18 protein-coding genes, 1 tRNA gene and 1 pseudogene are annotated in these 20,334 nt (G+C 67.4%); 10 read left to right on the top strand and 10 right to left on the bottom strand.

Going from position 1 to position 20,334, the window contains the following annotated elements:
• Window positions 1-4: 4 nt before the first annotated feature.
• Window positions 5-643, bottom strand: a complete 639-nt coding sequence (locus D7X99_RS26220; RefSeq protein WP_304997803.1) for a response regulator transcription factor — start codon at window positions 641-643, stop codon at window positions 5-7.
• 222 nt (window positions 644-865) lie between these two features.
• Here D7X99_RS26220 and D7X99_RS26215 point away from each other — a divergent pair, with 222 nt between their 5' ends.
• Window positions 866-2,956, top strand: coding sequence for an aldolase/citrate lyase family protein (locus D7X99_RS26215; RefSeq protein WP_121780169.1), 2,091 nt, complete (start codon window positions 866-868; stop codon window positions 2,954-2,956).
• Between the two features lie 60 nt (window positions 2,957-3,016).
• On the opposite strand, the gene D7X99_RS43905 is transcribed toward D7X99_RS26215, so the two are convergent.
• Window positions 3,017-4,642 (bottom strand): MSCRAMM family adhesin SdrC, encoded by a 1,626-nt coding sequence (locus tag D7X99_RS43905; RefSeq protein WP_233613738.1) that lies wholly within the window; start codon window positions 4,640-4,642, stop codon window positions 3,017-3,019.
• 245 nt (window positions 4,643-4,887) lie between these two features.
• On the opposite strand from D7X99_RS43905, the gene D7X99_RS26205 reads away from it, so the two are divergent.
• The 4 genes from D7X99_RS26205 to D7X99_RS26190 all read left to right on the top strand — a co-directional run bounded on the left by D7X99_RS26205 (window position 4,888) and on the right by D7X99_RS26190 (window position 7,247).
• Complete coding sequence (locus D7X99_RS26205; protein ID WP_121780168.1) at window positions 4,888-5,316, top strand: tellurite resistance TerB family protein; 429 nt, start codon at window positions 4,888-4,890, stop codon at window positions 5,314-5,316.
• A gap of 272 nt (window positions 5,317-5,588) precedes the next feature.
• On the top strand, window positions 5,589-6,095 hold the full coding sequence (locus D7X99_RS26200; RefSeq protein WP_121780167.1) for a MarR family winged helix-turn-helix transcriptional regulator: 507 nt from the start codon (window positions 5,589-5,591) through the stop codon (window positions 6,093-6,095).
• The gene (locus D7X99_RS26195; RefSeq protein WP_121780166.1) at window positions 6,085-6,834 is read left to right on the top strand and encodes a class I SAM-dependent methyltransferase; all 750 of its coding nucleotides are present in this window, start codon (window positions 6,085-6,087) and stop codon (window positions 6,832-6,834) included. The genes D7X99_RS26200 and D7X99_RS26195 overlap by 11 nt, the downstream gene beginning before the upstream one ends.
• Window positions 6,834-7,247, top strand: a complete 414-nt coding sequence (locus D7X99_RS26190) for a thioesterase family protein (protein ID WP_121780165.1) — start codon at window positions 6,834-6,836, stop codon at window positions 7,245-7,247. The genes D7X99_RS26195 and D7X99_RS26190 overlap by 1 nt, the downstream gene beginning before the upstream one ends.
• A gap of 144 nt (window positions 7,248-7,391) precedes the next feature.
• Here D7X99_RS26190 and D7X99_RS44315 read toward each other — a convergent pair whose 3' ends face one another.
• Window positions 7,392-7,634, bottom strand: coding sequence for a cytochrome c oxidase assembly factor Coa1 family protein (locus D7X99_RS44315; protein WP_121760943.1), 243 nt, complete (start codon window positions 7,632-7,634; stop codon window positions 7,392-7,394).
• Between the two features lie 109 nt (window positions 7,635-7,743).
• Window positions 7,744-9,684, bottom strand: coding sequence for an Ig-like domain-containing protein (locus tag D7X99_RS26180; RefSeq protein WP_158627072.1), 1,941 nt, complete (start codon window positions 9,682-9,684; stop codon window positions 7,744-7,746).
• Between the two features lie 633 nt (window positions 9,685-10,317).
• Here D7X99_RS26180 and D7X99_RS26170 point away from each other — a divergent pair.
• Together D7X99_RS26170 and D7X99_RS26165 are read left to right on the top strand one after the other, a co-directional pair.
• A complete protein-coding gene (locus tag D7X99_RS26170; RefSeq protein WP_147476269.1) occupies window positions 10,318-10,725 on the top strand; it encodes a hypothetical protein in 408 nt (135 codons plus the stop codon).
• Window positions 10,726-10,874: 149 nt separating this feature from the next.
• Window positions 10,875-11,225 carry a nuclear transport factor 2 family protein gene (locus D7X99_RS26165; protein ID WP_121780161.1) on the top strand — a complete coding sequence of 117 codons (351 nt, stop codon included), beginning with the start codon at window positions 10,875-10,877 and terminating at the stop codon, window positions 11,223-11,225.
• A 51-nt stretch (window positions 11,226-11,276) separates the two neighbouring features.
• Here the strand turns inward: D7X99_RS26165 and D7X99_RS26160 are convergent, their stop codons facing one another.
• Complete coding sequence (locus D7X99_RS26160) at window positions 11,277-12,491, bottom strand: methyltransferase (RefSeq protein ID WP_121780160.1); 1,215 nt, start codon at window positions 12,489-12,491, stop codon at window positions 11,277-11,279.
• A 46-nt stretch (window positions 12,492-12,537) separates the two neighbouring features.
• The gene (locus tag D7X99_RS44310) at window positions 12,538-12,672 is read right to left on the bottom strand and encodes a hypothetical protein (RefSeq protein ID WP_255429570.1); all 135 of its coding nucleotides are present in this window, start codon (window positions 12,670-12,672) and stop codon (window positions 12,538-12,540) included.
• 210 nt (window positions 12,673-12,882) lie between these two features.
• On the opposite strand from D7X99_RS44310, the gene D7X99_RS26155 reads away from it, so the two are divergent.
• From D7X99_RS26155 to D7X99_RS26150, 3 genes are all read left to right on the top strand, one after another.
• Window positions 12,883-13,392: a hypothetical protein gene (locus D7X99_RS26155; RefSeq protein WP_147476268.1), complete on the top strand. Its 510-nt coding sequence runs from the start codon at window positions 12,883-12,885 to the stop codon at window positions 13,390-13,392.
• A gap of 48 nt (window positions 13,393-13,440) precedes the next feature.
• Window positions 13,441-13,752: a DUF3592 domain-containing protein gene (locus tag D7X99_RS44705; protein ID WP_346729745.1), complete on the top strand. Its 312-nt coding sequence runs from the start codon at window positions 13,441-13,443 to the stop codon at window positions 13,750-13,752.
• Window positions 13,753-14,348: 596 nt separating this feature from the next.
• Window positions 14,349-16,958 carry a hypothetical protein gene (locus tag D7X99_RS26150; protein ID WP_147476267.1) on the top strand — a complete coding sequence of 870 codons (2,610 nt, stop codon included), beginning with the start codon at window positions 14,349-14,351 and terminating at the stop codon, window positions 16,956-16,958.
• 59 nt (window positions 16,959-17,017) lie between these two features.
• Here the strand turns inward: D7X99_RS26150 and D7X99_RS26145 are convergent.
• The 4 genes and pseudogenes from D7X99_RS26145 to D7X99_RS26130 form a co-directional block, all read right to left on the bottom strand.
• A tRNA-Ile gene (locus D7X99_RS26145) sits at window positions 17,018-17,090 on the bottom strand.
• 71 nt (window positions 17,091-17,161) lie between these two features.
• Window positions 17,162-17,494, bottom strand: a complete 333-nt coding sequence (locus D7X99_RS26140) for an MGMT family protein (RefSeq protein ID WP_120581521.1) — start codon at window positions 17,492-17,494, stop codon at window positions 17,162-17,164.
• An 87-nt stretch (window positions 17,495-17,581) separates the two neighbouring features.
• Window positions 17,582-19,702 carry an RNA polymerase sigma factor RpoD gene (rpoD, locus tag D7X99_RS26135; RefSeq protein WP_120563928.1) on the bottom strand — a complete coding sequence of 707 codons (2,121 nt, stop codon included), beginning with the start codon at window positions 19,700-19,702 and terminating at the stop codon, window positions 17,582-17,584.
• A 90-nt stretch (window positions 19,703-19,792) separates the two neighbouring features.
• Window positions 19,793-20,334 (bottom strand): annotated as a pseudogene (locus D7X99_RS26130) (DNA primase); the annotation flags it as partial.

Genomic DNA, 20,334 nt, shown 5'->3' with positions numbered 1-20,334 from the left:
GGCGCTACCGCGTCCCCGGATTCGCGCCGGACGGTGGCTCCAATCTGTCCAGCAGCCGGACCAGCTCCGCCACGGAGCCCACGGCCAGCTTGGCCATGGCGCGGCCCCGCTGGAACCGCACGGTCTGTTCTGCCGTGCCCAGCTCCGCGGCGATCTGCTTGTTGAGCAGTCCCCTCGCCACGCCCCGGCATACGTCCCACTCCCGGGGAGTCAGCGTGGAGAAGCGCAGGCGGAGCCGCTCGTGCTCGGCGTGGGCGGCCCTCAAGGTCTGGTCTCGCGCGAGCGCTTGAGACACCGCGGCCAACAGTGCTTCGGTGCTGACGGGCTTGGGCAGGAAGTCCACCGCACCGGCCTTCATCGCCTGGACGGCGACGGGCACATCCCCATAGCCGCTGACGAAGACGACGGGGTGTCGCCATCCCGCCTTCCGCAGCTGCTCCTGGAGCTCCAACCCGTCGAGCTCCGGAAGGCGCAGGTCCATGAGCACGCAGCCCGGTCCCGGCCAGGGCTCGCACGCCAGCATCAACCGGGGATGTACGAAGCTCCGCACCGCGTAGCCTTCCGTGTGGAGCACGCGCTCCATGCTGCGCAGCACGGGCGGATCATCGTCCACGACGAAGATGGTGGGCCGGTCCGTGATCACGGCCCACCGGTTCCAGGGGCCGTGAGCCAGGGCAGAAGGAAAGAGAGCATTCCCATGCATGGCCACCGCCATGACGCAGGCCACGCCTTCCGCCTCTGTCAATGCAACAAAGTGCTCAATGGCGGCGCCTTCGCGAAGGGATAGGAGTGCGTCACGGCCGCCTGGTTGTGTTTCTCAATTCCAGTGAATTGACCCGGGTCGGGCCTCCTGGAGCGCACCCTCATGGAAGACGTGTCTCAGGCGCCGCGGCCCCCGGCCACCTGGCGCAGCCTGCTGTTCATTCCCCAGTTCGCCTTCGTGAACGCCGCGCGGTTGGCGGCGGATTGCTTCATCGTGGACTTGCAGGATGCCGTGCCCCTGGCCGCGAAGGCCGCCGCGCGAGCAGGGCTGGTGGAGGCGTTGAAGGCAGGCACATTCGCCGGACGTCCGGTGGTGGTGCGCATCAACGAGGCGGCGCGGCCCGAGCTGCTCGACGCGGACCTGGAGGCCTGCATCGGGCTGCCGGGGCTGACGGCGCTGATGCCCACCATGACGACGTGTCCGGAGGACCTGGATGCGCTGCACGAGCGCATCCGCGTGCTGGAGGAGGCCCGGGGGCTGCCCCGGGGACACACGCGCTTCCTGCCGCTCATCGAGACCCCGGCGGCCCTGCTGGAGGTGGGGCGGCTGGCGGTGGCGGGCGGGGGGCGCCTGCTGGGATTGATGCTCGGGCACGGCGACCTCTTCCGGCTGGCGGGCGCGCTGCCGCACGCGGAGCTCACGCTCGCGCATCCCCGGAGCCTGGTGGTGATGGCGGCGCGCGCGGCGGGCATCGAGCCGTTCGATACGCCGTACACGAACGTCGCGGACCGGATCGGCCTGGAGCAGCACTCGGCGGATGGCCACGTCCACGGCTTCACGGGCAAGTGCTGCCTGCATCCGGATCAGCTCGACACCGTGAACCGTTGCATGACGCCCACGGCATCGGAGCTGGCGTGGGCCCGGAAGGTGACGCAGGCGCAAGGGCAGGGTGCGCTGGCGACGCTGACGCGCAAGGTGCCGGGGCTCACGGCGTCCGGTGTTGGTGGCGCGGCGGAGACGGAGGGGATGGCTGTCGTTGACGGTGTGCTCGTGGGACCGCCGCACCTGAAGGCCGCGCACCGGATGCTCGCGCTCTGTCCTCCGGCCGTGCTGGCCACGGAGGCGGAGCCACGGGTGCGGGGGCGCCGCGTGTCGCACGCGCTCCACCGCCCGCCCAGTCCGGACGACGTGCTGCCCAATCCGTACGAGATGACGGCGACGGCGGGGATGCGCGACCTGTGGGTCCAGTGCTTCTATTCACACGACCGGGTGGTGACGAGCGCACCGTTCGCGGCCCGGCTGGGGCTGTCCGGTCCGGACGCTCCGCCCCTGCCTTTCATGATGGGCCTCTATCTGGCGTGCAGCATGTCGAGCACGCACGGCGCCATCTATCACCTGGGCTTCCGCGACGCGCGGCAGCTCGCGCCGCTGCGGGTGGGGGACACCTTCCGGCAGGAGATCCAGGTGCGCTCGGTGCGCAACACCGGGGACGGCAAGCGCGCCGTGGTGACGACCCACCGCCGCATGCTGCGCGTGGGGGACGACGTCCCCGTCTTCACGTTGGACAAGCTGGAGCTGTATCGCCGCCAGCCGGAGTCCTTTGGTCCGTCCCCCTCCGCGGCGAAGCAGGGGGCGGAGGAGCAGGAGATGGCTACGGCCTTCCGGGATGCGCTCACACGGCGGCTGGAGGACGTGCCGCCGCGCGCCGCCCCCGCGACGTCATTCGAGGAGGGCGAGCTGCTGCTGCACGGCTTCGCGAGGCCGCTGGGCGTGACGGCGAACCTGGCGCTTTCGACGCAGCTGTTGGTGACGCACCCCATCCACCTGGACCATCACCGCTTCGACCTGGGGCATGGCCGGGGCGTGGTGGTGAGCGGAGGGCTGGTGGTGTCCATGACGCTCGCGGCGGCCGCGAGGGACCTGCATGAGGTCCTCTGGGAGGAATTGCTCGCGGCGGACAACCTGCGTCCCGTGGCGCCGACCCAGACGGTGGGGGCGCTCTCGTATGTATTCTCCCGGAGGCCGGTGGAGGGGCAGGCCCACCTGGAGGAGCTGGTGGTCCGGACGCTCGGGGTGACGGACCTCACGCCGTCCGAGGAGTTGGCGGACACGGTCCTGCCCCGGGCGCTGTTCCACATCGAAGGGGATCGGCCCTCCGCCTACGACGCGTTCTGCCGGGAGCACGGGCTCCAGGCACTGGAGGGCCGCGTGGTGTGTGTGGCCACGCGGCGCCTCTTGCGACTCAAGGGCTGACCGGGGGTCCCCCGGCCTTCCCGAATCGGAGGGCCGGGGGAACGTGTGTCAGGACCGCGCTCAGTTGTTCTGGAGGGTGTTCATCGAGGGGCAGTAGGTCGCGTACCCGTGGCCGGAGACGGCGGCGCCGTTCTCGTAGGTGGCGTTCACGTCGAAAGCCACGAAGTGCTTCGCGGGAGGAGGCGTCCCGGCCTTGATGCAGCTGGGGCAGAGCGAGGCCGCCACTGGCGTGAAGGTGAGGCCCGTGTCGCTAGCGGCATACTCCGGCATGAGTGCGCCATCGAAGTCGAACAAGTACGATGCCGGTCCACCCGCCGTGGAGCCCGTCTGCGGGGTTGTGTCCACCGGTGCCTTCACCGATTCGAGAGTGGCGATCTGCGGCGGGAGTGGCGCTGTCGGAGACGGGCACTCATCCGTCTCGCCGTTGCTGAGCTCGAACACCAGCCGCCAGGGGTCCGCAGCGGTCGTCGGCTCCACGTAGCCGAAGTAGGCGTGGTTCAGGGCCACCTGGTTCTCGTCCATCTGGGCCGTGACGGTGGTGTCCTGGCACGTGCCCTCGCAGGTGGTGAAGGGGTCGGTGCCAGCATCCGTGCTGGTGCCCGCGTCGGGCTCGGTGCCCGCGTCGGGAGTGGTGCCTGCGTCCGGCTCAGTGCCTGCGTCCGGTACGTCGTTCTGAATGCGGTCGAGCGAGGGGCAGTAGGTCGCGTATCCGTGGCCGGAGATGGCGCCGTTCTCGTAGGTGCCGGCCACATCGAAGGCCACGAAGTGCGACGTGGGAGGCGCCCCGGCCTTGATGCAGCTGGGGCAGAGCGAGGCCGCCACGGGCGTGAAGGTGAGGTTCGTGCTGTGAGCGAAAGGAGGCCAGGAGAGGAGCGCGCCCTCGAAGTCGGCCAGCGTCGCGGTCGGTCCTCCCTCCCCCGAAGAGCCCATCTCCGGAGTCGTGTCCACCGGCACCTTCACCGAGTAGACGTTGACGAGCTGCGGAGGGGTCGGCGCAGTCTCAGACGGGCACTCACCCGTCGGCCCGTTGTTGATCTCGATCCACAGCGTCCACGGGTCCCCGGCGTTCGTCGGCTCCTCGTAGCCGAAGTAGGCGCGGGGCAGGACGCGCTGGTTCCCGTCAATCTGAACCGTGACGGCGGTGTCCTTGCACGTGCCCTCGCAGGTGGTGAAGGGGTCGGTGCCCGCGTCGGGAGTGGTGCCCGCGTCGGGAGTGGTGCCTGCGTCGGGAGTGGTGCCTGCGTCAGGGGTGGTGCCCGCGTCAGGAGTGGTGCCCGCGTCCGGTTCAGTGCCCGCATCGGGCTCGGTGCCCGCATCGGGAGTAGTTCCCGCATCGGGCTCGGTGCCCGCATCCACCTCGGTGCCCGCATCCACCTCGGTGCCCGCATCCACCTCGGTGCCCGCGTCCACTTCGGTGCCCGCATCGGACTCGGTGCCCGCGTCCACTTCGGTACCCGCATCGGCCTCGGTGCCCGCGTCGACTTCAGTGCCCGCGTCGGACTCAGTGCCCGCGTCGAACTCGGCGCCAGCATCCAGCTCGGTGCCTGAGTCGGGCGGGGTGCCTGAGTCGGGCCTGGTGCCCGCATCCGGCGGTGTATCGCCGTCATCGGAGCCACAAGCTGAAAGGGTAGGTACGACCGCGAGGGAGAATATCAACAGGGGGAGAATCGAGAGTCGCAGGGTCATGCCGCGGATTGTCACGGGTTCAGTGACGAGAAGCGAGGGGGCTTGGCCTTCTGCGTCACCGCCTCGTGGAGACAATCCTGAATTGTCCCCAACCCGTGTTCCTCGTTCGGGTGCGGGGGCCGGTGTCCGGCTGAAACCGTTTTCGCTCCTCGTGGGCCGCCACTATCCTGCGTGAACGAGCAGTCCGGCTCCGTGGCTGGCGGTGAGCCCTCAGCCAGCCGCATGCCGCCTACCCAGGAGATGACATGTCGAGCGAGTACCCCCAGGAGCAGTTGCTGGCGTTCGTCCAGGCCATGGCCAACGTGGCGGCGAGCGACGGCCGCATCACCGAGGAGGAGCGCCAGCAGCTCGACGAGGTGGTGCTGAACATCGGCCTGTCGCCCCGCGACCCGCAGGTCGCCGCCCTCATCGAGGCGGAGTTCCAGAAGCCCGGCCGGCTCAGCGACATCGTCAGCAAGATCGAAATCCGCGAACTGCGCGCCTCCCTGCTGCGCATGCTCGTCGAAGTGGCCTGTGCCGACGGAGAGCTCGCGGCCGAGGAGCGCGCATCGGTGAAGGAGGCCGCCACCACCTTCGGTTACGACGCCTCGGTCGCCGACGAGCTCGTCAACTGGACGCTCGACTCCATCAAGCTCGATCAGCGCGAGCGCGACATCATGTCGAAGCTGCTCTGACGAGCCGCCCGCGCGACTTCGCGCGGGTGCACTGCGAGAATTGCAAGGACGCGCCTCTCGTCGCCCTCTCGTGCAAGGACCGAGGAGTGTGCCCGTCCTGCCGTGGGCACACGGACACGTTCAAGTCAGCGGCCCTCGCGTGCCAGCGCGAGCGGCATGCGGGCGAGCGGAGACCTCCTGGAGCCGGCGTCAGGATGCTGAGGTGACCCGTTCACCGCGCGAGCAAGACCCCGGGCTTGCATCACGTATCCAAGTGCATTAGCGCTAATGTAATGACGACAACAAAGGTCCCGCTCGCGCCAGGCTTGGGGGAGCTCCTCCGCTACGTCACCGAGCTGCTCGATGGTGGCTCGGAAGAGCGTTACGCCGACCTCGGAGTCAGCTATCGCGCTCGCTACACGCCGGTGCTGCGAGCGATCGCCGCCGGCGCCGTCACCGTCACCGAGATTACGGAGCTGACTCGGCTCACGCAGGGCGCCGTCAGCCAAACGGCGGGGCTGATGATTTCAGATGGCATCATCTCCCGCTCTCCGATGTCCGACGGGCGCAAGTCCGAGCTCCGACTCACGGACAGTGGGGAGGCACTCCTGGCCAAGGTTTCGGCGCAGTGGGAGTTGATCTTCTCCGCATTGGACGAGCTGGAGAAGGAGATTGGCCACCCATTGCGTCGCGTGTTGATGGACGCGGCCGATGCATTGGAGCGTCGCGGGTTCGCCGACCGGCTGCGGACGCTCTCCAAGCGAGAGCGCAAACAGAGGACGGGCGCTCATGCCAGGTGATGTTCACAACTGGTTCGAGCAAGGCGGCGGCGCCTATGCCCGCTACCGCCCCAACTACCCTGATGCGTTGGCCCGACTCCTTGCTCAGGTTTCGCCCGACACCCGAATGGCGCTCGATGTCGGCTGCGGCAACGGACAGTTCAGCTGCCAGCTCGGAAACCACTTCGATGCAGTCGTCGGCCTCGACACCAGCGCCGACCAACTCGCTCACGCGGTGTCGCATGAGCGTGTCCAATACCGCGCGGCTTCGGCCGAGAATCTCGACGTCGCGGACCACAGCATCAGCCTCGTCACTGCCGCCCAGGCAGCACACTGGTTCGACCTGCCTCGATTCTACGAAGAGGTCCGACGCGTCTGTGTGGCGGGCGCGAAGCTCTCCCTCATCAGCTATGGCGTAGCCCAGCTCGAGGCCGGGCTGAATGAGCGCTTCCTCGCGTTCTACAAGGATGAGGTCGGGCCCTATTGGCCTCCCGAGCGAAAGCTCGTCGACGGTGGCTACGCCGAGTTGGCCTTCCCCTTTAGGGAGCTACTGGTCCCTCGTCAGAATCTCCAACGAGAATGGGATGCACACGCTTTCCTTGGATACGTCTCCACCTGGTCGGCCACCCAACGTGCCCGCGTTGCCGGCAAGGAGGAAATGCTCGCGGCCTTCTCGCGCGACCTCCTGGCCTCATGGGGTGATCCCAACCGCCCCCGAACCATCATCTGGCCCATCAACATCCGCCTCGGAGAAGTCTGATGCATGAGAGTCACGCAACTCTGGAAGTCGGCCTGCGACACAGCGAGCAACTGCACGTAGAAGACCGCCACACGGTTCCTCGCTTCAACCCGGACTGGCCTGGCTTCTCGGACATGCCTCCAGTGCTCGCAACCGCAATGCTCGTCGGCTTCATCGAGCACACCTGCGTGCTCGGGCTCCGCAGCCTCCTCACCGCCGAACAACGAACAGTCGGCACCCACGTAGACATCAGCCATGTGGCACCCACTCCGACTGGACGCACCGTCACGGCAGCGGTCGAGTGGGTCAGCATCGATGGCAAGTCCCTTCTCTTCAAGGTGACCTGTCACGACGATGCTGGACTCGTCAGCGAAGGCACTCATCGGCGGGCCATCATCGACATGGCCCGCTTCTGCAAATGCCTCAAGGCGTGAAGGACACAAGAACAAGTCACTGAAGTGTCGCGGCAGGCTTGAGAGTGCCGGCGTACATAAACGAGGCCAGAGGGGTGCGAGCGATTGTGGAGCACCTGGGCCGTCCACGTCGAAGCCGGCCCGGCGCTGGGCAATCTCGTGCACTCAGTGCCGGCTGTACCCTCCGACGTCCACCGCTTCGCCGTTGTCCGCCACCACGCGCAGCCGGCTGAAACCCCAGACGTCGTCGGTGCGGACGGCCTTCACCTCCAGCCGGCCGTCCTGCCTGCTGCCAGAGAGGTTGATGGTCATGTTCGCCTGGCCATCCTTGTTCCTGGCGGCGCCGGGGCATGCGGTATGTCCTTCCCAGTGTGCGATGTCCGTGGAACGCCCCTTGAGCTTGTCCAAGGCACGGCGAAACCCGGGCCCAGCTCAAGGAGAAGCCCATGACGTCAGCGAAGCACCAGCCCCTCCTCGTCCCCGGCCCGCTGCTGGAAGCGGGCCGGGGAGGGAGCGGCTACTGCGTCGCGAAGACCAGGTCGTCGTGGTCGTCAAAGCTGCCGCTACCGCAGGACGTCAGCGGACCGTTGTAGCTGATGCGTGCGCGGATCGCCTGGATGGGCGCGGCGGGCAGGGAGTACCGCAGGGTGAACGTCTGTGAAAAATTGGTGGGCGGCATGATGGTGTTGATCAACTGCCACACCGGGTTGGCCAGATTCGTGGCGCTGTAGAGCTCGATCCGATTGCTGGCCGGCATGGTGACATAGGCGGTGACCTGGATGTTCACGACCTTGCCGGGCGCCAGGGGCGAACCGTCGAGCGTCGCGATGCGCAGCCGGTCAATGGATTCGTCCGAGTGGTACGTCCCATTGTTGCCGTCCTGGCAGGCGCCATTCAGGGTGTTGGGAGCGTTCAGCTCCGGGCCCACGCTGCCGCGCCCATCCACCACGCTCCCGGTGTCGCAGGAGGCGCCCGCCGTGGCGCAGCGGGGCGTCCTGAAGGTGGCGTCGTAGGCGGCCACATTCGCGTTGGGGGAGTTGAGCACCTGCACGGTGACCGGCGTGCTCCTGCCGACGTTGCCCGTGGCGTCATGGGCCCGGACCACCAGGAAGTGGTTGCCGTCGCCAGCGCCCACGGTGTTCCAGTCCAGCGAATAGGGCGCGGTGCTGCTCGTGCCCAGGAGCTTCGTCCCGTCGAGGAACTCCACGTGCGTCACGCCGACGTCGTCGGACGTGGTGGCCTGGAGCGTCACCGTGCCGGACACGGGCGTCCCCGCCGTGGGGGCGGTGAGGGTGGCCGTCGGCGGCGTCGCGTCGCTCACGCAGGCGTTGGCGGCCGAGCACGTCAGGCCGGAGCCACACGTGCCACACGACACCGTCCCGCCGCAGCCATCCGGGAGGGTGCCGCACGCGGCGCCCTGGCTCGTGCATGAGAGAGGGACACAGGTGGCGGAGACATAGCGCTCGCAGGTCTTGAGATTCCCCAGCGTCTGGCCATTCGAGCCGCCGGCGACGAGGATGTCACCACTGGCCAGGAGCACCGCTCTAGGGCCGATCCGCCCCCCGACCAAGGAGGGCTCGGCGGTCCACAGCCCCGTGGACGGGGTGTAGCGCTGCACGGTGGTCAGGGGGATGAAGTTGTTGGGGTCGCGGCCCCCGAATGCCAGCACGGTGCCATCAGGCATGCGGACGGCGCTCGTGCTGATGATCTGCGCCAGCAGTCCGCCAGTGGCCGCCCAGGTGTTCGTCGTGGGGTGGAACAGCGACGCATACCGCACCGTCGCGTTTCCCCCGCCCGCGACGAGCACCCGGCCATCCGCGAGCGAAACCACGATTTCGGGGAGCAGCCCCGTGGGCAGCGCGCCCAGGCTCGTCCATGCATTGGTCGCCGGCGTGTAGATCTGCACGATCTGCCCCGAGGCGAGCCCCAGGACGCGGCCGTCCGGAAGGAGTTCGGACTTCTCGATCCTCGCCAGCATGGGCCCCGTGGCCGTCCAGGTGCCCGTGGTGGCGTCATAGAACTCCGCGGAAAGGGGATTGGTGGACTGGGGGGTGGTGCCGCCCGCCAACAACACCCGCCCATCCAGGAGCTTCACGGTGGCGGCCCGGTTACGAGGCTGGCTCATGCTCCCCGTGTACGACCAGCTCCCGGCCGCGGGGTCATAGAGCTCCGCGGTGACATGGTAGTTGGCGACGTTGGTGTTGTAGTAACCACCCGCCACCAACACGCGGCCATCGTCCAGGAGCTGGGCAGAGGCGCCTTCGCGCATGACTTGCAAGCTGCCCGTATAGGACCAGGTGCCCGTCGCCGGATCGTACAGCTCACAGGATGAGAGGAACGGCTGACCCTGTGGAATGAAGATGTCGCTGGGCTCGCTGCCACCCGCCACCAGCACGCGTCCATCCTGCAGGCGCGTGAGCGGGGTAGAGGTCCGGGACTTCGCCAGCGAGCCTGTCATGGCGGAAGCCGCCTGGGATTGTTCCCGGACCGCCGTGTCGTCTGAAGGCTCCGCCGTCATCGGAGTGCATGCTTGCAGCAGGCAGGCCATTCCAAGGGCCAGCCAACCAGTGCGTCTGTTTGTCATTGGGGGTTCCCCTCCTGATTCAACGCCTAACACGAGACATCTGGCGGCGACAGATGGGAGGGACATGACCCATGGTCATGCTTCCGGGGAAAGCCTGACGGAGCTGTAAAGGCTGTTTTCGTCTGCGGCTTGACGCTCACCGGTGCGAACACGCTCGCGGGCGACCTGACCGTCCGCCCCGGTGTCACGCTCACCCTGGCGCCAGGGGCCTCCCTTGCCGTCGCGTCATCCGGCGGCCTGCGCTCGTGCGTGGACACCGTGAGGGGTGAGCTCATCGTCGACGGCTCCCTCGCCGCCCAGGGAACGCAAGCCGCTCCCGTCGCCCTCAGCGCCACGGGGGCTTACGGCGTGCGCGTCCAGGGGACCGCTTCCCCATCGAGCGGCAATCATTGTCATTTCTGGAGTTTCTGGGTGTGAAGAGATGGGTCTAACCATCGCTGGTGGCTGGCCTCCGCTGTCCGCGTCCCAGGGAGAAATGGATGTCAATGATGCGCACGGAGAATGTTCATGGGCCCGCTGCTGACGGCCACGCTGGTGGGCGCGTTCGCGGGCTGTCAGCTGGAGCCCTCGAAGGAAGCAGCCCCTGGATCCACGTCGCAGGGCATTACGGCGGCAACGGACGACTGCGTGAATCGCTTCGAGGGCATCACCCACTGCGCCACGGGCAATGCGTCGCTGGAGGACGCGGACGAGGGGCTGGTGGTCACCGGCCTGGGCAGTCTGGAGGAGGACGGCGTCGTTGGGGCCGTGGGCCAGGCTGAATGCTGGCAGCAGCGGTCCATCGTGGACTTCGGCGAGGGCGCCGCGGGCGTGGCCTTTTACGGCCGGAACGAGGACCAGGTCATCAGCACGCTGCGGATGCCCACGAACCCGGAGCCGCGGTGGACAAGGCCACCATCCTGGATGAGGTCGTGACCCTGAACGGCAGGTGATTGCCGGGCGGAACTCCGGGGGCGTGAGGCAGGTCCTTGCTCGAACAAACCTGACACAGGGTTGTCTGGAGCCGGGACGATGCTCACGTCCATGCTCGACGGACTCCCCCGTCGAGCACCTGGAGGCCGAACATGAAACGTCCCGTGGAGGTGGTGCAGGCGTACTTCGATGCGTGGAGCGCGAAGGATGAGTCGATGCTGCGGGACACGCTCGCGCCCGACGTGAGCTTCGTCGGCGCGCTCGGCAAGGCGGAGGGCGCGGAGGCCTGCGTGAAGGGGCTCGTCAACGGCATGTGGCAGGTGTCGCCCCAGGTGACCGTGCTTCACCGCTTCGTGGACGGCGACGACGTGATGACCTGGTTCGAGATCCATCCCTCCGGGCACGAGCCCGTGCCGGTGGCGAACTGGAGCCATGTCGAGAACGGACGCATCACCCGCATTCGCGTCACCTTCGATCCGCGCCCCTTGCTGGAGAAGCGCTGAGCCCACGCTTCCCTGTTTGCCCCATGGGCAGATGAGCAAGGCCCGGGGCGCTCAATCGCTCCGCGACGCGATGAGCGCGAGGTTGCGCGGAGACAGGCGCGGGTCGAAGAGCTGGAGGAGTTCGACCTGGAAACCCAGCTCCTCCAGGAGGAGCGCGCGGTCGAGCAGGAGCACGACCTCCAATGCCCTCGCGAAGCGGTCCCTCAGCAGATGGCAGAGCAGGAGGTCTCGCGTCTCGGCGCGAACGGACACCTCGAAAGCATCCAGCTCGGCGTCCGTCATGCCGGGCTCCAGGCCCAGGCGCGCCAAGCGGTCGCGCGCGTAGAGGGCGAAGGGGCCGTCATAGAGCGTCCGGGGGGCGTCTCCTGCCCGCACGAAGCCGCGCTCGGGGAAGCGCCGCCTCGATAGGAGATCGAACGCGAAGCGCCACGCGTACACCTGCTTCATCCGCGCGAACTCCACCTCGGTCTTGTGATGCCGTCCCCGCGTCGTCAGCGCCAGGGCATGCGGGGTGAAGGGCAGGGGATGCGCGCTCCCGAAGCGGGAGACGGGGTAATCCCGCGGGGCCTCCAGCTTGTCGTAGCAGCAGCCGACGTTCAGGACGAAGCCCGCACCCTGGCTCTTGCGGATCTGCGTGAGAGCGAGCGGCCCGCAGGTGTGCAGACCGATGGAGGCCCGGTCCCGGCCGGAGAAGAGCGGATCAATCACCGGTTGGTGCCCGTCCTCGACGGAGGCCTGGATGAAGTGCAGGGTGTCGCCACCCAGGGGGCGGGTTCTCGTCAGCCACTGACGGCCCTTGTCCTGCAACGCGGCGTCCCTGTCGATGCTGTGGAAGGTCCACCCGAACGTCCGCGCACAGAGACGGGCGAGATGTCCCATGCCGCCGCCGATATCGACCGCCTGATGGATGAAGCGCGTTCTGGGCGTGAGCAGGGCGAGCACCCGCTCGAGCTCGTGGGTCTTCTTGGTGCTGAGCCCCTGCGTCTGCGCACTCGTCAGCGGATGAGCGCCCTGGTGCCAGGGCAGCGCCGTCAGCTCCTGGAGGGCGCCCACCAGCGCGGCCAGTGAGGGAGGCGGTGCGCCCACGAGCACTCCCTGGTCCAGCTGTCGCTCGCCCGCTTCATCGTGCGACCGGGCGTAGGCCAGCCAGTCCTCGGGAAAGGCGGCGCCGGACCCGGGCCAGCCCTGGAGGATGGAGCGGGACCAGAGAGGAGACCAGGGGCGGAGCTGGTGTGTGAGCGCCTCGAGTCGCGCCTGGAAGTCCATGGCGGCGCATCCTACCCGGGCTCCCACGTGACACAGCGTCTCCGCACTACAGGTCGCTCTCCTCGGTGAGCTGGTTGAGCCGCAGCAGATAGGGAGGCACGGTGAGCACGGCGGCCTGCTGGAACCCTCGGGTGCCCTGGTTCGCCGCCTGCCCCAGCAGGAGGTACTTCTGCAAGGCCATGCCGCTGATGACATCGCTTTGTTGGCAATACTTATCGATCAGGGGCCGAAGCGCCGCGCGAATTCTTCGAGCAGCCGCTGTCGGACCCCGGCGGGCGCGTGCTCCCTTTTCGCATAAGCTCCACGCCCCGTGCCCACCATGCCCGCTGACGCGTTCGCTCAACAGGTCCGGCAACACCTCATCTCGCTCCAGGCGGCCTCAGACGGCATCTTGGAACCGCTTCTGGAGGTGTTCCGCCAATTGGATTCCGAGCCAGAAATCCTGGCGCTGAAGGGCGCGCTGGAGAAGTCCTTCGCCATGTACGCCGGAAAGGTGAGCGCGGCGGACCGGTTGTCAGTCCTCCAGTTCTCCTGGATCGGCGCGGATGTCGAGCCCTGGGTGCCCACGCAAGCCTGGGGTGCTGGCTACGCCGGGCACACGCTCCAGGATGGCGAGTTCCGACCCGAGCGCGTGCTCTTCCGAGAGCTGGAGGGCTTCGACCCCTCACCGCTGCCACTGCTGGGAGACGCGGCGGAGGACCCCGCGGTCCAGGACCACGCGCGCTTCGACGAGCTTCGGAGCCTGTTCCTCCTGCGCAGCTTCGAGTGGACCTCGCGCGCCCTGGCTCGCGCGGTTGACAGCCCGGAGTTCCGCGGCCTGCCGACCACCGCGCCCTTCTATTTCTTGGGGCGAGGGGGCCACGACGAGCCGCGTGTCCTGCTCCACGCCATCCCGGCTTGATGACCCGGTGGCTCCTTGCTTCAAGAGCCTGCTGCTCCTCGACTTCCAGTGAGTGGTCAACGACCGTGCCATCTCCTTGCTTTTCGTGGATGTCTACCCTGGGAGCACCGCTCGCCACCTCCGATTCCACGGGGCTGTTCTGCATGTTCGCGCCCGGAGGACGGAGGGGAGGTCCTGGAGATCGGGCTCAGTACGGGCAATGCCTCCAAGTTCAAGTATGGAGACATGGTCCAGGTGCTCTACAACCCGAAGCAGCCCCGGCACGTGGTGCTGCCCGGGGAGAACCTGTGGGTGGGCCTGATCATCCTGGGGACCATCGGGCTCGTGGTTCTCTGCGCCCCCTTTCTCGTCGGTCTGTAGGGCCCCCTTGCGCGCACAAACCTGACACCGGGTTGTCCAGAGCCGGGGGGATGGTCACGTCCATGCTCTACGGACTCCTCCGTCGAGCACAAGGATGCCCCCGCTCCCAGGAGTGAAGGTCTGCGTCGTGTATTGCGTTCTGGCAAGACGCGGCTGCGTTCGGTTGGCCCGCAAGCGAGGCCGCGCGGCTCGTCTCCCAGGCGTCAGCGTGTGGCATGAAAAGCGCAGAGTGCTTGCGGCAGTGCTCCACGAGGAGCGATTCGGGCTGTCGCTGATTGTTGGCGGGCGGACCTGTGCGTTCCCGGGTGAGCAGGTGGAGGGCTTCCGCTTCTCCCTGCATCGCCATCGCGGTCGGAGACGGGGGGCAGCGCTCCTGACGCGGTTCGGAGATTCGAGGGGGATGCATGACAGAAATGGAGCAGTGGGGGGCGCGGCCATGGGACGCGTCCACGTGGGACGTGAACCCTCAGTGGGTTCACGCACTGGCGTGGGTACACGAACTGAGCGAGAGCCAGGGGCCACGGAAGTTGCTCTACGAGAAGGAACGGATCGCAGCGCAAGCTGGGCGCCTGCGCGGGCTGATCCAGGATTGGAAGGTGCTCTTCCGCGAAGGGCAGCGTCCGACGAAGGCGCAATACTCGAAGATCGACAAGTTCATCCTGGAGTTGTCCCTGGCCCTCGAAAGGGTTGCCTCCGCGATGTTGAAGGGACAGCAGCGGCTGACCGATGTCCTCGCGCATGCACGGCGGGTCCGGAAGCGCGGCGATCTTCAGGCCGCGCTGTATCTGGACCATGGCGTCGAGGCGGACGTCGCCTACCTTCTCCAACTGGTGAAGCTCGAAAGAGATCGGGAGCGGCAACTGTATGAGGGCGGCTCCCGGCCGCGGCTCTGGGCGAGCCGGGGCCCCAGAGGCGCTCGGGATGACATCGCTCTCGCCGAGCGACGCAGCGACGCCCCCTCCGTCTGGCGAAGCATGGTGGACGTGGAGTTGGTCAATGCCATCGAGATGCTCGAGTACAAGCTGAAGCGTATCGAGGACGTGGATGGTTTCTGGACCGGCCTGGCCCGCGAGTGTGCCCGGTGGGCCGAGCCCCGCGAGACGCCGCAGGCGGAGTTGCGGGAACTGGCGCGCCAGCATCAGGCTCGGATGGGAGCCCTGGAGCGGCAAAAGCGAGACATCCTCCAGGAGTGGAGTCAGGCCAACCGTGAAAAAGTGGAGGCCAAGGCGCTGAGCGTGGAGAGGCAGAAGGAGGCGGCGCGCCGCGAGTTCGAGAAGCGTCGCGCCGCGCTCGAGGCGCGAATCGCACACGCGGACTCCGCTCCCAGCGCCCCTGGCCGGCGGTTCGCGGAGCAGTGGCTGATGGGCAAGGTCGGGAAGCCCGTCGACATGGCGCGCTACGTGGATGAGGGGAGGGAGCAGGCCAGGAAGGAGCGTGATGCACTGGCGCGGGAGTGGACCCAAGCCCAGCGTCAGCACCAGACGCGAATGGGCGCCCTGGAGCGGCGAAAGCGAGACATCCTCCAGGAGTGGAGTCAGGCCAGCCGTGAAAAGGTGGAGGCCAAGGCGCTGGGCGTGGAGAAGCAGAAGGAGGCTGCGCGCCGCGAACTGGCGGCTCTGCGCACGCGATTCGAGGAGCGAATCGCGGAGGCCGAGACGCGGGTGGCTTACCCTCCCTTGCCAGACCTTCCTCTCGCGGCGATGAGGGCGAAGCTGGAGCTCGCGGGCTTCCTGCTGCTTCCCTTGCCGCTTCCCATGGGGGGCGTCTTCCCCTCTCGGGATTACTGTGTGCTGGAAGGACAGCTGAGCAAGCAGGCCCGCTTCGCCGCGCTGGTCCAACACGCGAACGCGTTGGTGCGCAAATACCGCTTCCTCGCTGCTTCCGAAGGCCGGCTGGTGCAGAGAGACCTTGGGTGCTTCTGCATCATGTTCGCCGAGGAGCCGACGAAGGATGGCCGACACACGATCCACGTGCCCTTCTTCGGCATCTCCGGCGGAGGCAGTCATGGGTTCCGCGCGGACGACTACCTGCGGAAGCTGGGCGTGCCGGAGTTGACGGCGGACGAGCAGGGCCGCAATGCGATGGGGGCGGCGGGGCTGCGGCTGGTGGGGCGCTTCTTCGCGCTGCGCGGGTTCTACGAGGCCCGCAGAGCGCTCGGGTTCAAGCTTCCCGCGAAGCAGGCGATGCTGAGCTCCATGCAGTTCATGAAGGGGGTGTGGGTCCGGGATGCGCTGGAGTCATCCATCGCCTCCATCCAGCAGTGGAACTCGATTCAGTGCGCCGAGCCGGCGGCCATCATGGCGGCGGCTCAGCTCTTCTACCGGATGGCGGACATGGAGCTGTCGGTGCCATTCGAGGGCTCGAAGCAGCTGGTCCCGAGCGACGAGTCGGGCCACTGGGGAAAGGAGACCTGTGGGCGGTGCGCCATCTCGGAGGTGAGCTTCGCCGGCGTGACGGCGCCAGGGACGCGCAAGGAGGTCCGGATGTGCTCGGTCGTCATCGAGCCCCCCGCTCACGGCATGGATGCCAGGGAGGCGCGCTCCAAGGAGGCCCTTCCCCGGGCGAACTTCGACGCCATGCTCGGCCCCGAGCTTGTCTACAACAGCAACGTGAAGCAGCGCGCGTATGACGATCCCAAGCGCGCGGCGATGTTCCACGCGATGGAGTGGTTCCACCAGCTGGGCATCGCCCAGTCGAGTCACAACCCGTTCTGGAACGGCGCCCTGAAGGTTCCGGGAGCAGCCTCCCAAAGGCTCGCGGACCCCATCCTGGAGCGGGTCTCGCGGTACGGGCTCGAAGGGTTCTTCTTCGAACCCGCGTCCGGGACGCCGCGCGCTGGCGGAAGCGCAGGGTCAGCCGCCAGCACTCCTGGCTTCAACGGCGGTCCGTGGCGGGGGGCCGTGGCGACGAGTACCTCCGGCGCGTCGGCGGGAAGCGCTGGCGCCGCCGCGATCCATGGGAGTGCTGGCGCGGGCAGCGCAGGCTCGAAGGATGACCCTGCGGTCTGGGAGGACTTCGTCCGGACTCGCACCCTGGAGGAAGTGGGACACCTGTATGGATTCGCGGACGGTGCGGTGCACGCGAACGTCCTCTTGGGGGAAGCCCTGCCGCCCGGCATCCGAGCCGTGGCACAAGAGCGGGGGTTCCTTCCTTCCTACGAGGAGGAGGACCCCGCGAAGGGTGGCTCCGCCGGAAGCGAGAAGTAAGGCATTGGGAGTCGCTGGCTCGTTCAAATGGCCAGCCACTTGTTGTGAGATGAGGGGAGTGGGCCCTCCTGGATTCGAACCAGGGACCAATCGGTTATGAGCCGACAGCTCTAACCGCTGAGCTAAGGGCCCTCATGTCTCTGACGCCAGACGCGCGCTGACTATCTCTCCGCCCGCGCGCGCCTGGCAAGCGCCGCCGCGTGTCAGGCCTTGCCGTCCTTCTTCACCACCACGCGGAACACCTGCCCCCGTTCGTCCACGGTGACGCCCTCCGCTCTCAGCCGCTTCGCCTGCTCGTGGGCTACCGGGGGCGCCAGCGTCCCGTCAGAGCGGACGACCCGCCACCAGGGCACCTGCGTGGCCTGCCCCGGCAGGTGCTTCAACTCCCGCCCCACGCCCCGCGCCGCGCCCGGCCTGCCCGCGTAGATGGCCACCTGCGCGTACGAGCGCACCTCGCCCCGGGGAATGGAGCGCACCTGCTTCATCACGCTGTCGGAGAAGGGCAGGGGCTCTCCGGCGGGCTTCTTCGCGGCCATGGCGCACCTCACACGGGACAAAACGACGAAGGCCCCCGTCCACTCAAGGAACGGAGGCCTCCGGGCTCAACAGTCTACTTCAGCGGTTCAGCTCTCCACGAAGGAGCGCAGGCGCTTGGAGCGGCTGGGGTGGCGCAGCTTGCGCAGCGCCTTGGCTTCAATCTGGCGGATGCGCTCGCGCGTCACCTCGAAGTCCTGGCCCACCTCTTCCAGCGTGTGGTCGCTCTTCTCGCCAATGCCGAAGCGCATGCGCAGGACCTTCTCCTCGCGCGGCGTGAGCGTGGCCAGCACCTTCCGGGTCTGCTCGGCCAGGTTCATGTTGATGACCGCGTCCGCGGGCGACACCAGGCTCTTGTCCTCGATGAAGTCGCCCAGGTGGCTGTCCTCTTCCTCGCCAATGGGCGTCTCCAGGGAGATGGGCTCCTTGGCGATCTTCAGGACCTTGCGCACCTTGTCGAGCGGCAGCTCCATCTTCTCCGCGATCTCTTCCGGCGTCGGCTCGCGGCCAATCTCCTGCACGAGGTAGCGGCTCGTGCGGATGAGCTTGTTGATGGTCTCGATCATGTGCACCGGGATGCGGATGGTGCGGGCCTGGTCCGCGATGGCGCGGGTGATGGCCTGACGGATCCACCAGGTGGCGTACGTCGAGAACTTGTAGCCGCGCTTGTACTCGAACTTGTCCACCGCCTTCATCAGGCCGATGTTGCCCTCCTGGATGAGGTCCAGGAACTGCAGGCCGCGGTTCGTGTACTTCTTCGCGATGGAGACCACGAGGCGCAGGTTCGCCTCCACCAGCTCGCTCTTGGCGCGCTCGGCGCGCTTCTCGCCCAGGCGGATGGCGTCGTAGTTGCGGCGGAGCGCGTCCACGGGGAGGTTGGCTTCCTCCTCCACGCGCTTGATCTTCCGCACCGCCGTGCGCACGTCGCGGTCCAGGACCTCCAGCTGCTCAGGCGTGAAGTTGAGCTGCTTCTGGAGCTTCTTGGCGATGTTCGGGTTCTCGCGCGACTCCTTGAGCTGCGGGCGCAGGTCCTTCATCACCACGCCGTAGCGGCGCTCCAGGTCCCCGAGCTCCTCCTCCGCCTTCTCCACGCGCTCGATGAGGCCCTTGAGGTTCACGACGATGCGGTCCACCTGCTTCTTGTTCAGCCGCATCTCCTCCAGGACCTCCATCATCTTGGTCCGAAGGTCCTTCACCTCCTGCTTCAGCTCCTTCTTGCGAACCTCCGTGAGCTTCTTCTTCCCGGAGAGCTCCTCCTCCAGGACCTCGCAGTCCTTGGCGAACTTGCGGAAGCGCTCAATCTGCTTGGAGATCTGCTCGATCTTGTTGAGCTCGCTCTGCGCCAGCTGCGCGGGGGCCTCGCCCTCGGCTGCTTCCTCGGCGGGCTCTTCCGCGTTCTCCGACTGGGCCTCTTCGGGCGCGTCCTTGATGACGTCGCGCACGCGCAGCTTGCCTGTCTTCAGGCGGTTGCTGATGTCCAGGATGTCCGCCACCGCGACGCGGCAGGCGAGCAGCGCGCGCAGGACTTCCTTCTCGCCCTCTTCGATGCGCTTGGCGATCTCCACCTCGCCCTCGCGGGTGAGGAGGCTGACGCTGCCCATCTTGCGCAGGTAGAGGCGGACGGGATCGTTGGACTTGCCACCCGGCTCGTCGTCCTCGTCCTTCTCGTCCTCGTCCTGGTCTTCCTTCTCTTCCTCGACGGCGACCGTGGGCTTGATCTCGTTGGACTGCGCGGCCTTCTGCGCGTCCACGATCTCGATGTCGTTGTCGCCGAACATGCTCATCACGTCGTCGATCTGATCGGACGACACGATGTCGGCGGGGAGGGCGTCGTTCACCTCGTCATAGGTGAGGAAGCCCTTCTCGCGGCCCGCGGCCAGCAGGTCCTTGACCTCCTTGCGCTCGGCGACGGGATCCTCCTCCACGTCGTCTTCCACGGCGTCCGGGTCCACCTGGACGGCGGCGGCGGCTTCCTCCGCGGCCTCCTCGGGGTCCACGTCGTCGGCCATGGCGGCGACGCCCTTCTTCTTCTTGATCTTCTCGGGCGCCTCGGCGGGGGCGTCCTTCGCCAGCAGCTCCTTCTCCTCGGGCTCCGCTGCCTTCGTGACCTTCGCCGCAGGGCTGTCCGGGGCCTTCTTCTTGCGGATCACCGGGTCCACCTTCTTCTTGGTGGGCTTCACGGATGCCTTGGGGGGCTTCTGCGTCGGCATTCGGGTACTTCTCCTTAAGAAAATCAGGTGCTTTGGCCTGGGCGAGCCGGCCGATCTACCGCAAAGTCGAGCTTTCTTACAAACGCGAACTCAAACCGGTTGCATTGGTCCCTTTGTTCCCGTTGCCGAGGAAGCGGGGGTCAGCTCATCCAGGACGCGCTTGCGGAGCGCCAGCAGCTCCTTGCGCTCTGACAGGAGCAACCGCGTCTCCTCTGTCAAATCAAAAGCCCCCTGCGTCTGTTCCGTCGCTCGCTTTATATAAACGAGCCGCTCGTCAATGCGCTTCTTCATGATGTCGCGGCACGCGAGGATGAACTCCGTTTCGAGCTCCATTCCCGCGGGAGAGAGCCGGCGGCCGGCCTCCAGGAGCGTCCGCTTGACGACCTCCGACGCCTCGAAGAGCGCCTCCTCCAGCCCCTGCCCGGACGTTGTCTGGGCCAGCACCATCCGCAGTCCCATGTGGGACAGCTCATCACACACGCGGAAGGTGTCCCGGGCGAGCAGCCGGGAATCCCGAAGGATTGCGGCCACATAGAGCGCTTCCGACTCCGGCGGAGGGCGCTCCGCCTGGGGCTTGGGCACCGGGCGGGGCACGGCCTGGACGGGGACGGCGTTGGGGTACGAGGCAGGGG

Source organism: Corallococcus sp. AB032C, assembly GCF_003668935.1.
GTDB classification, from domain to species: domain Bacteria; phylum Myxococcota; class Myxococcia; order Myxococcales; family Myxococcaceae; genus Corallococcus; species Corallococcus exiguus.
The sequence above is the reverse complement of the archived record's forward strand: the minus strand, read 5'-3'. Positions and strand labels throughout refer to the sequence as shown.

Coding starts and splice junctions, on each gene's coding strand:
- D7X99_RS26200 (WP_121780167.1), top strand. CDS start 5,589: ATGACGACAACAAAGGTCCCGCTCGCGCCAGGCTTGGGGGAGCTCCTC.
- D7X99_RS26140 (WP_120581521.1), bottom strand. CDS start 17,494: ATGGCCGCGAAGAAGCCCGCCGGAGAGCCCCTGCCCTTCTCCGACAGC.
- D7X99_RS26195 (WP_121780166.1), top strand. CDS start 6,085: ATGCCAGGTGATGTTCACAACTGGTTCGAGCAAGGCGGCGGCGCCTAT.
- D7X99_RS26165 (WP_121780161.1), top strand. CDS start 10,875: ATGAAACGTCCCGTGGAGGTGGTGCAGGCGTACTTCGATGCGTGGAGC.
- D7X99_RS26205 (WP_121780168.1), top strand. CDS start 4,888: ATGTCGAGCGAGTACCCCCAGGAGCAGTTGCTGGCGTTCGTCCAGGCC.
- D7X99_RS26170 (WP_147476269.1), top strand. CDS start 10,318: ATGGGCCCGCTGCTGACGGCCACGCTGGTGGGCGCGTTCGCGGGCTGT.
- D7X99_RS26180 (WP_158627072.1), bottom strand. CDS start 9,684: ATGACAGGCTCGCTGGCGAAGTCCCGGACCTCTACCCCGCTCACGCGC.
- D7X99_RS26160 (WP_121780160.1), bottom strand. CDS start 12,491: ATGGACTTCCAGGCGCGACTCGAGGCGCTCACACACCAGCTCCGCCCC.
- D7X99_RS26215 (WP_121780169.1), top strand. CDS start 866: ATGGAAGACGTGTCTCAGGCGCCGCGGCCCCCGGCCACCTGGCGCAGC.
- D7X99_RS44310 (WP_255429570.1), bottom strand. CDS start 12,672: ATGGCCTTGCAGAAGTACCTCCTGCTGGGGCAGGCGGCGAACCAGGGC.
- D7X99_RS26190 (WP_121780165.1), top strand. CDS start 6,834: ATGCATGAGAGTCACGCAACTCTGGAAGTCGGCCTGCGACACAGCGAG.
- D7X99_RS43905 (WP_233613738.1), bottom strand. CDS start 4,642: ATGACCCTGCGACTCTCGATTCTCCCCCTGTTGATATTCTCCCTCGCG.
- rpoD (WP_120563928.1), bottom strand. CDS start 19,702: ATGCCGACGCAGAAGCCCCCCAAGGCATCCGTGAAGCCCACCAAGAAG.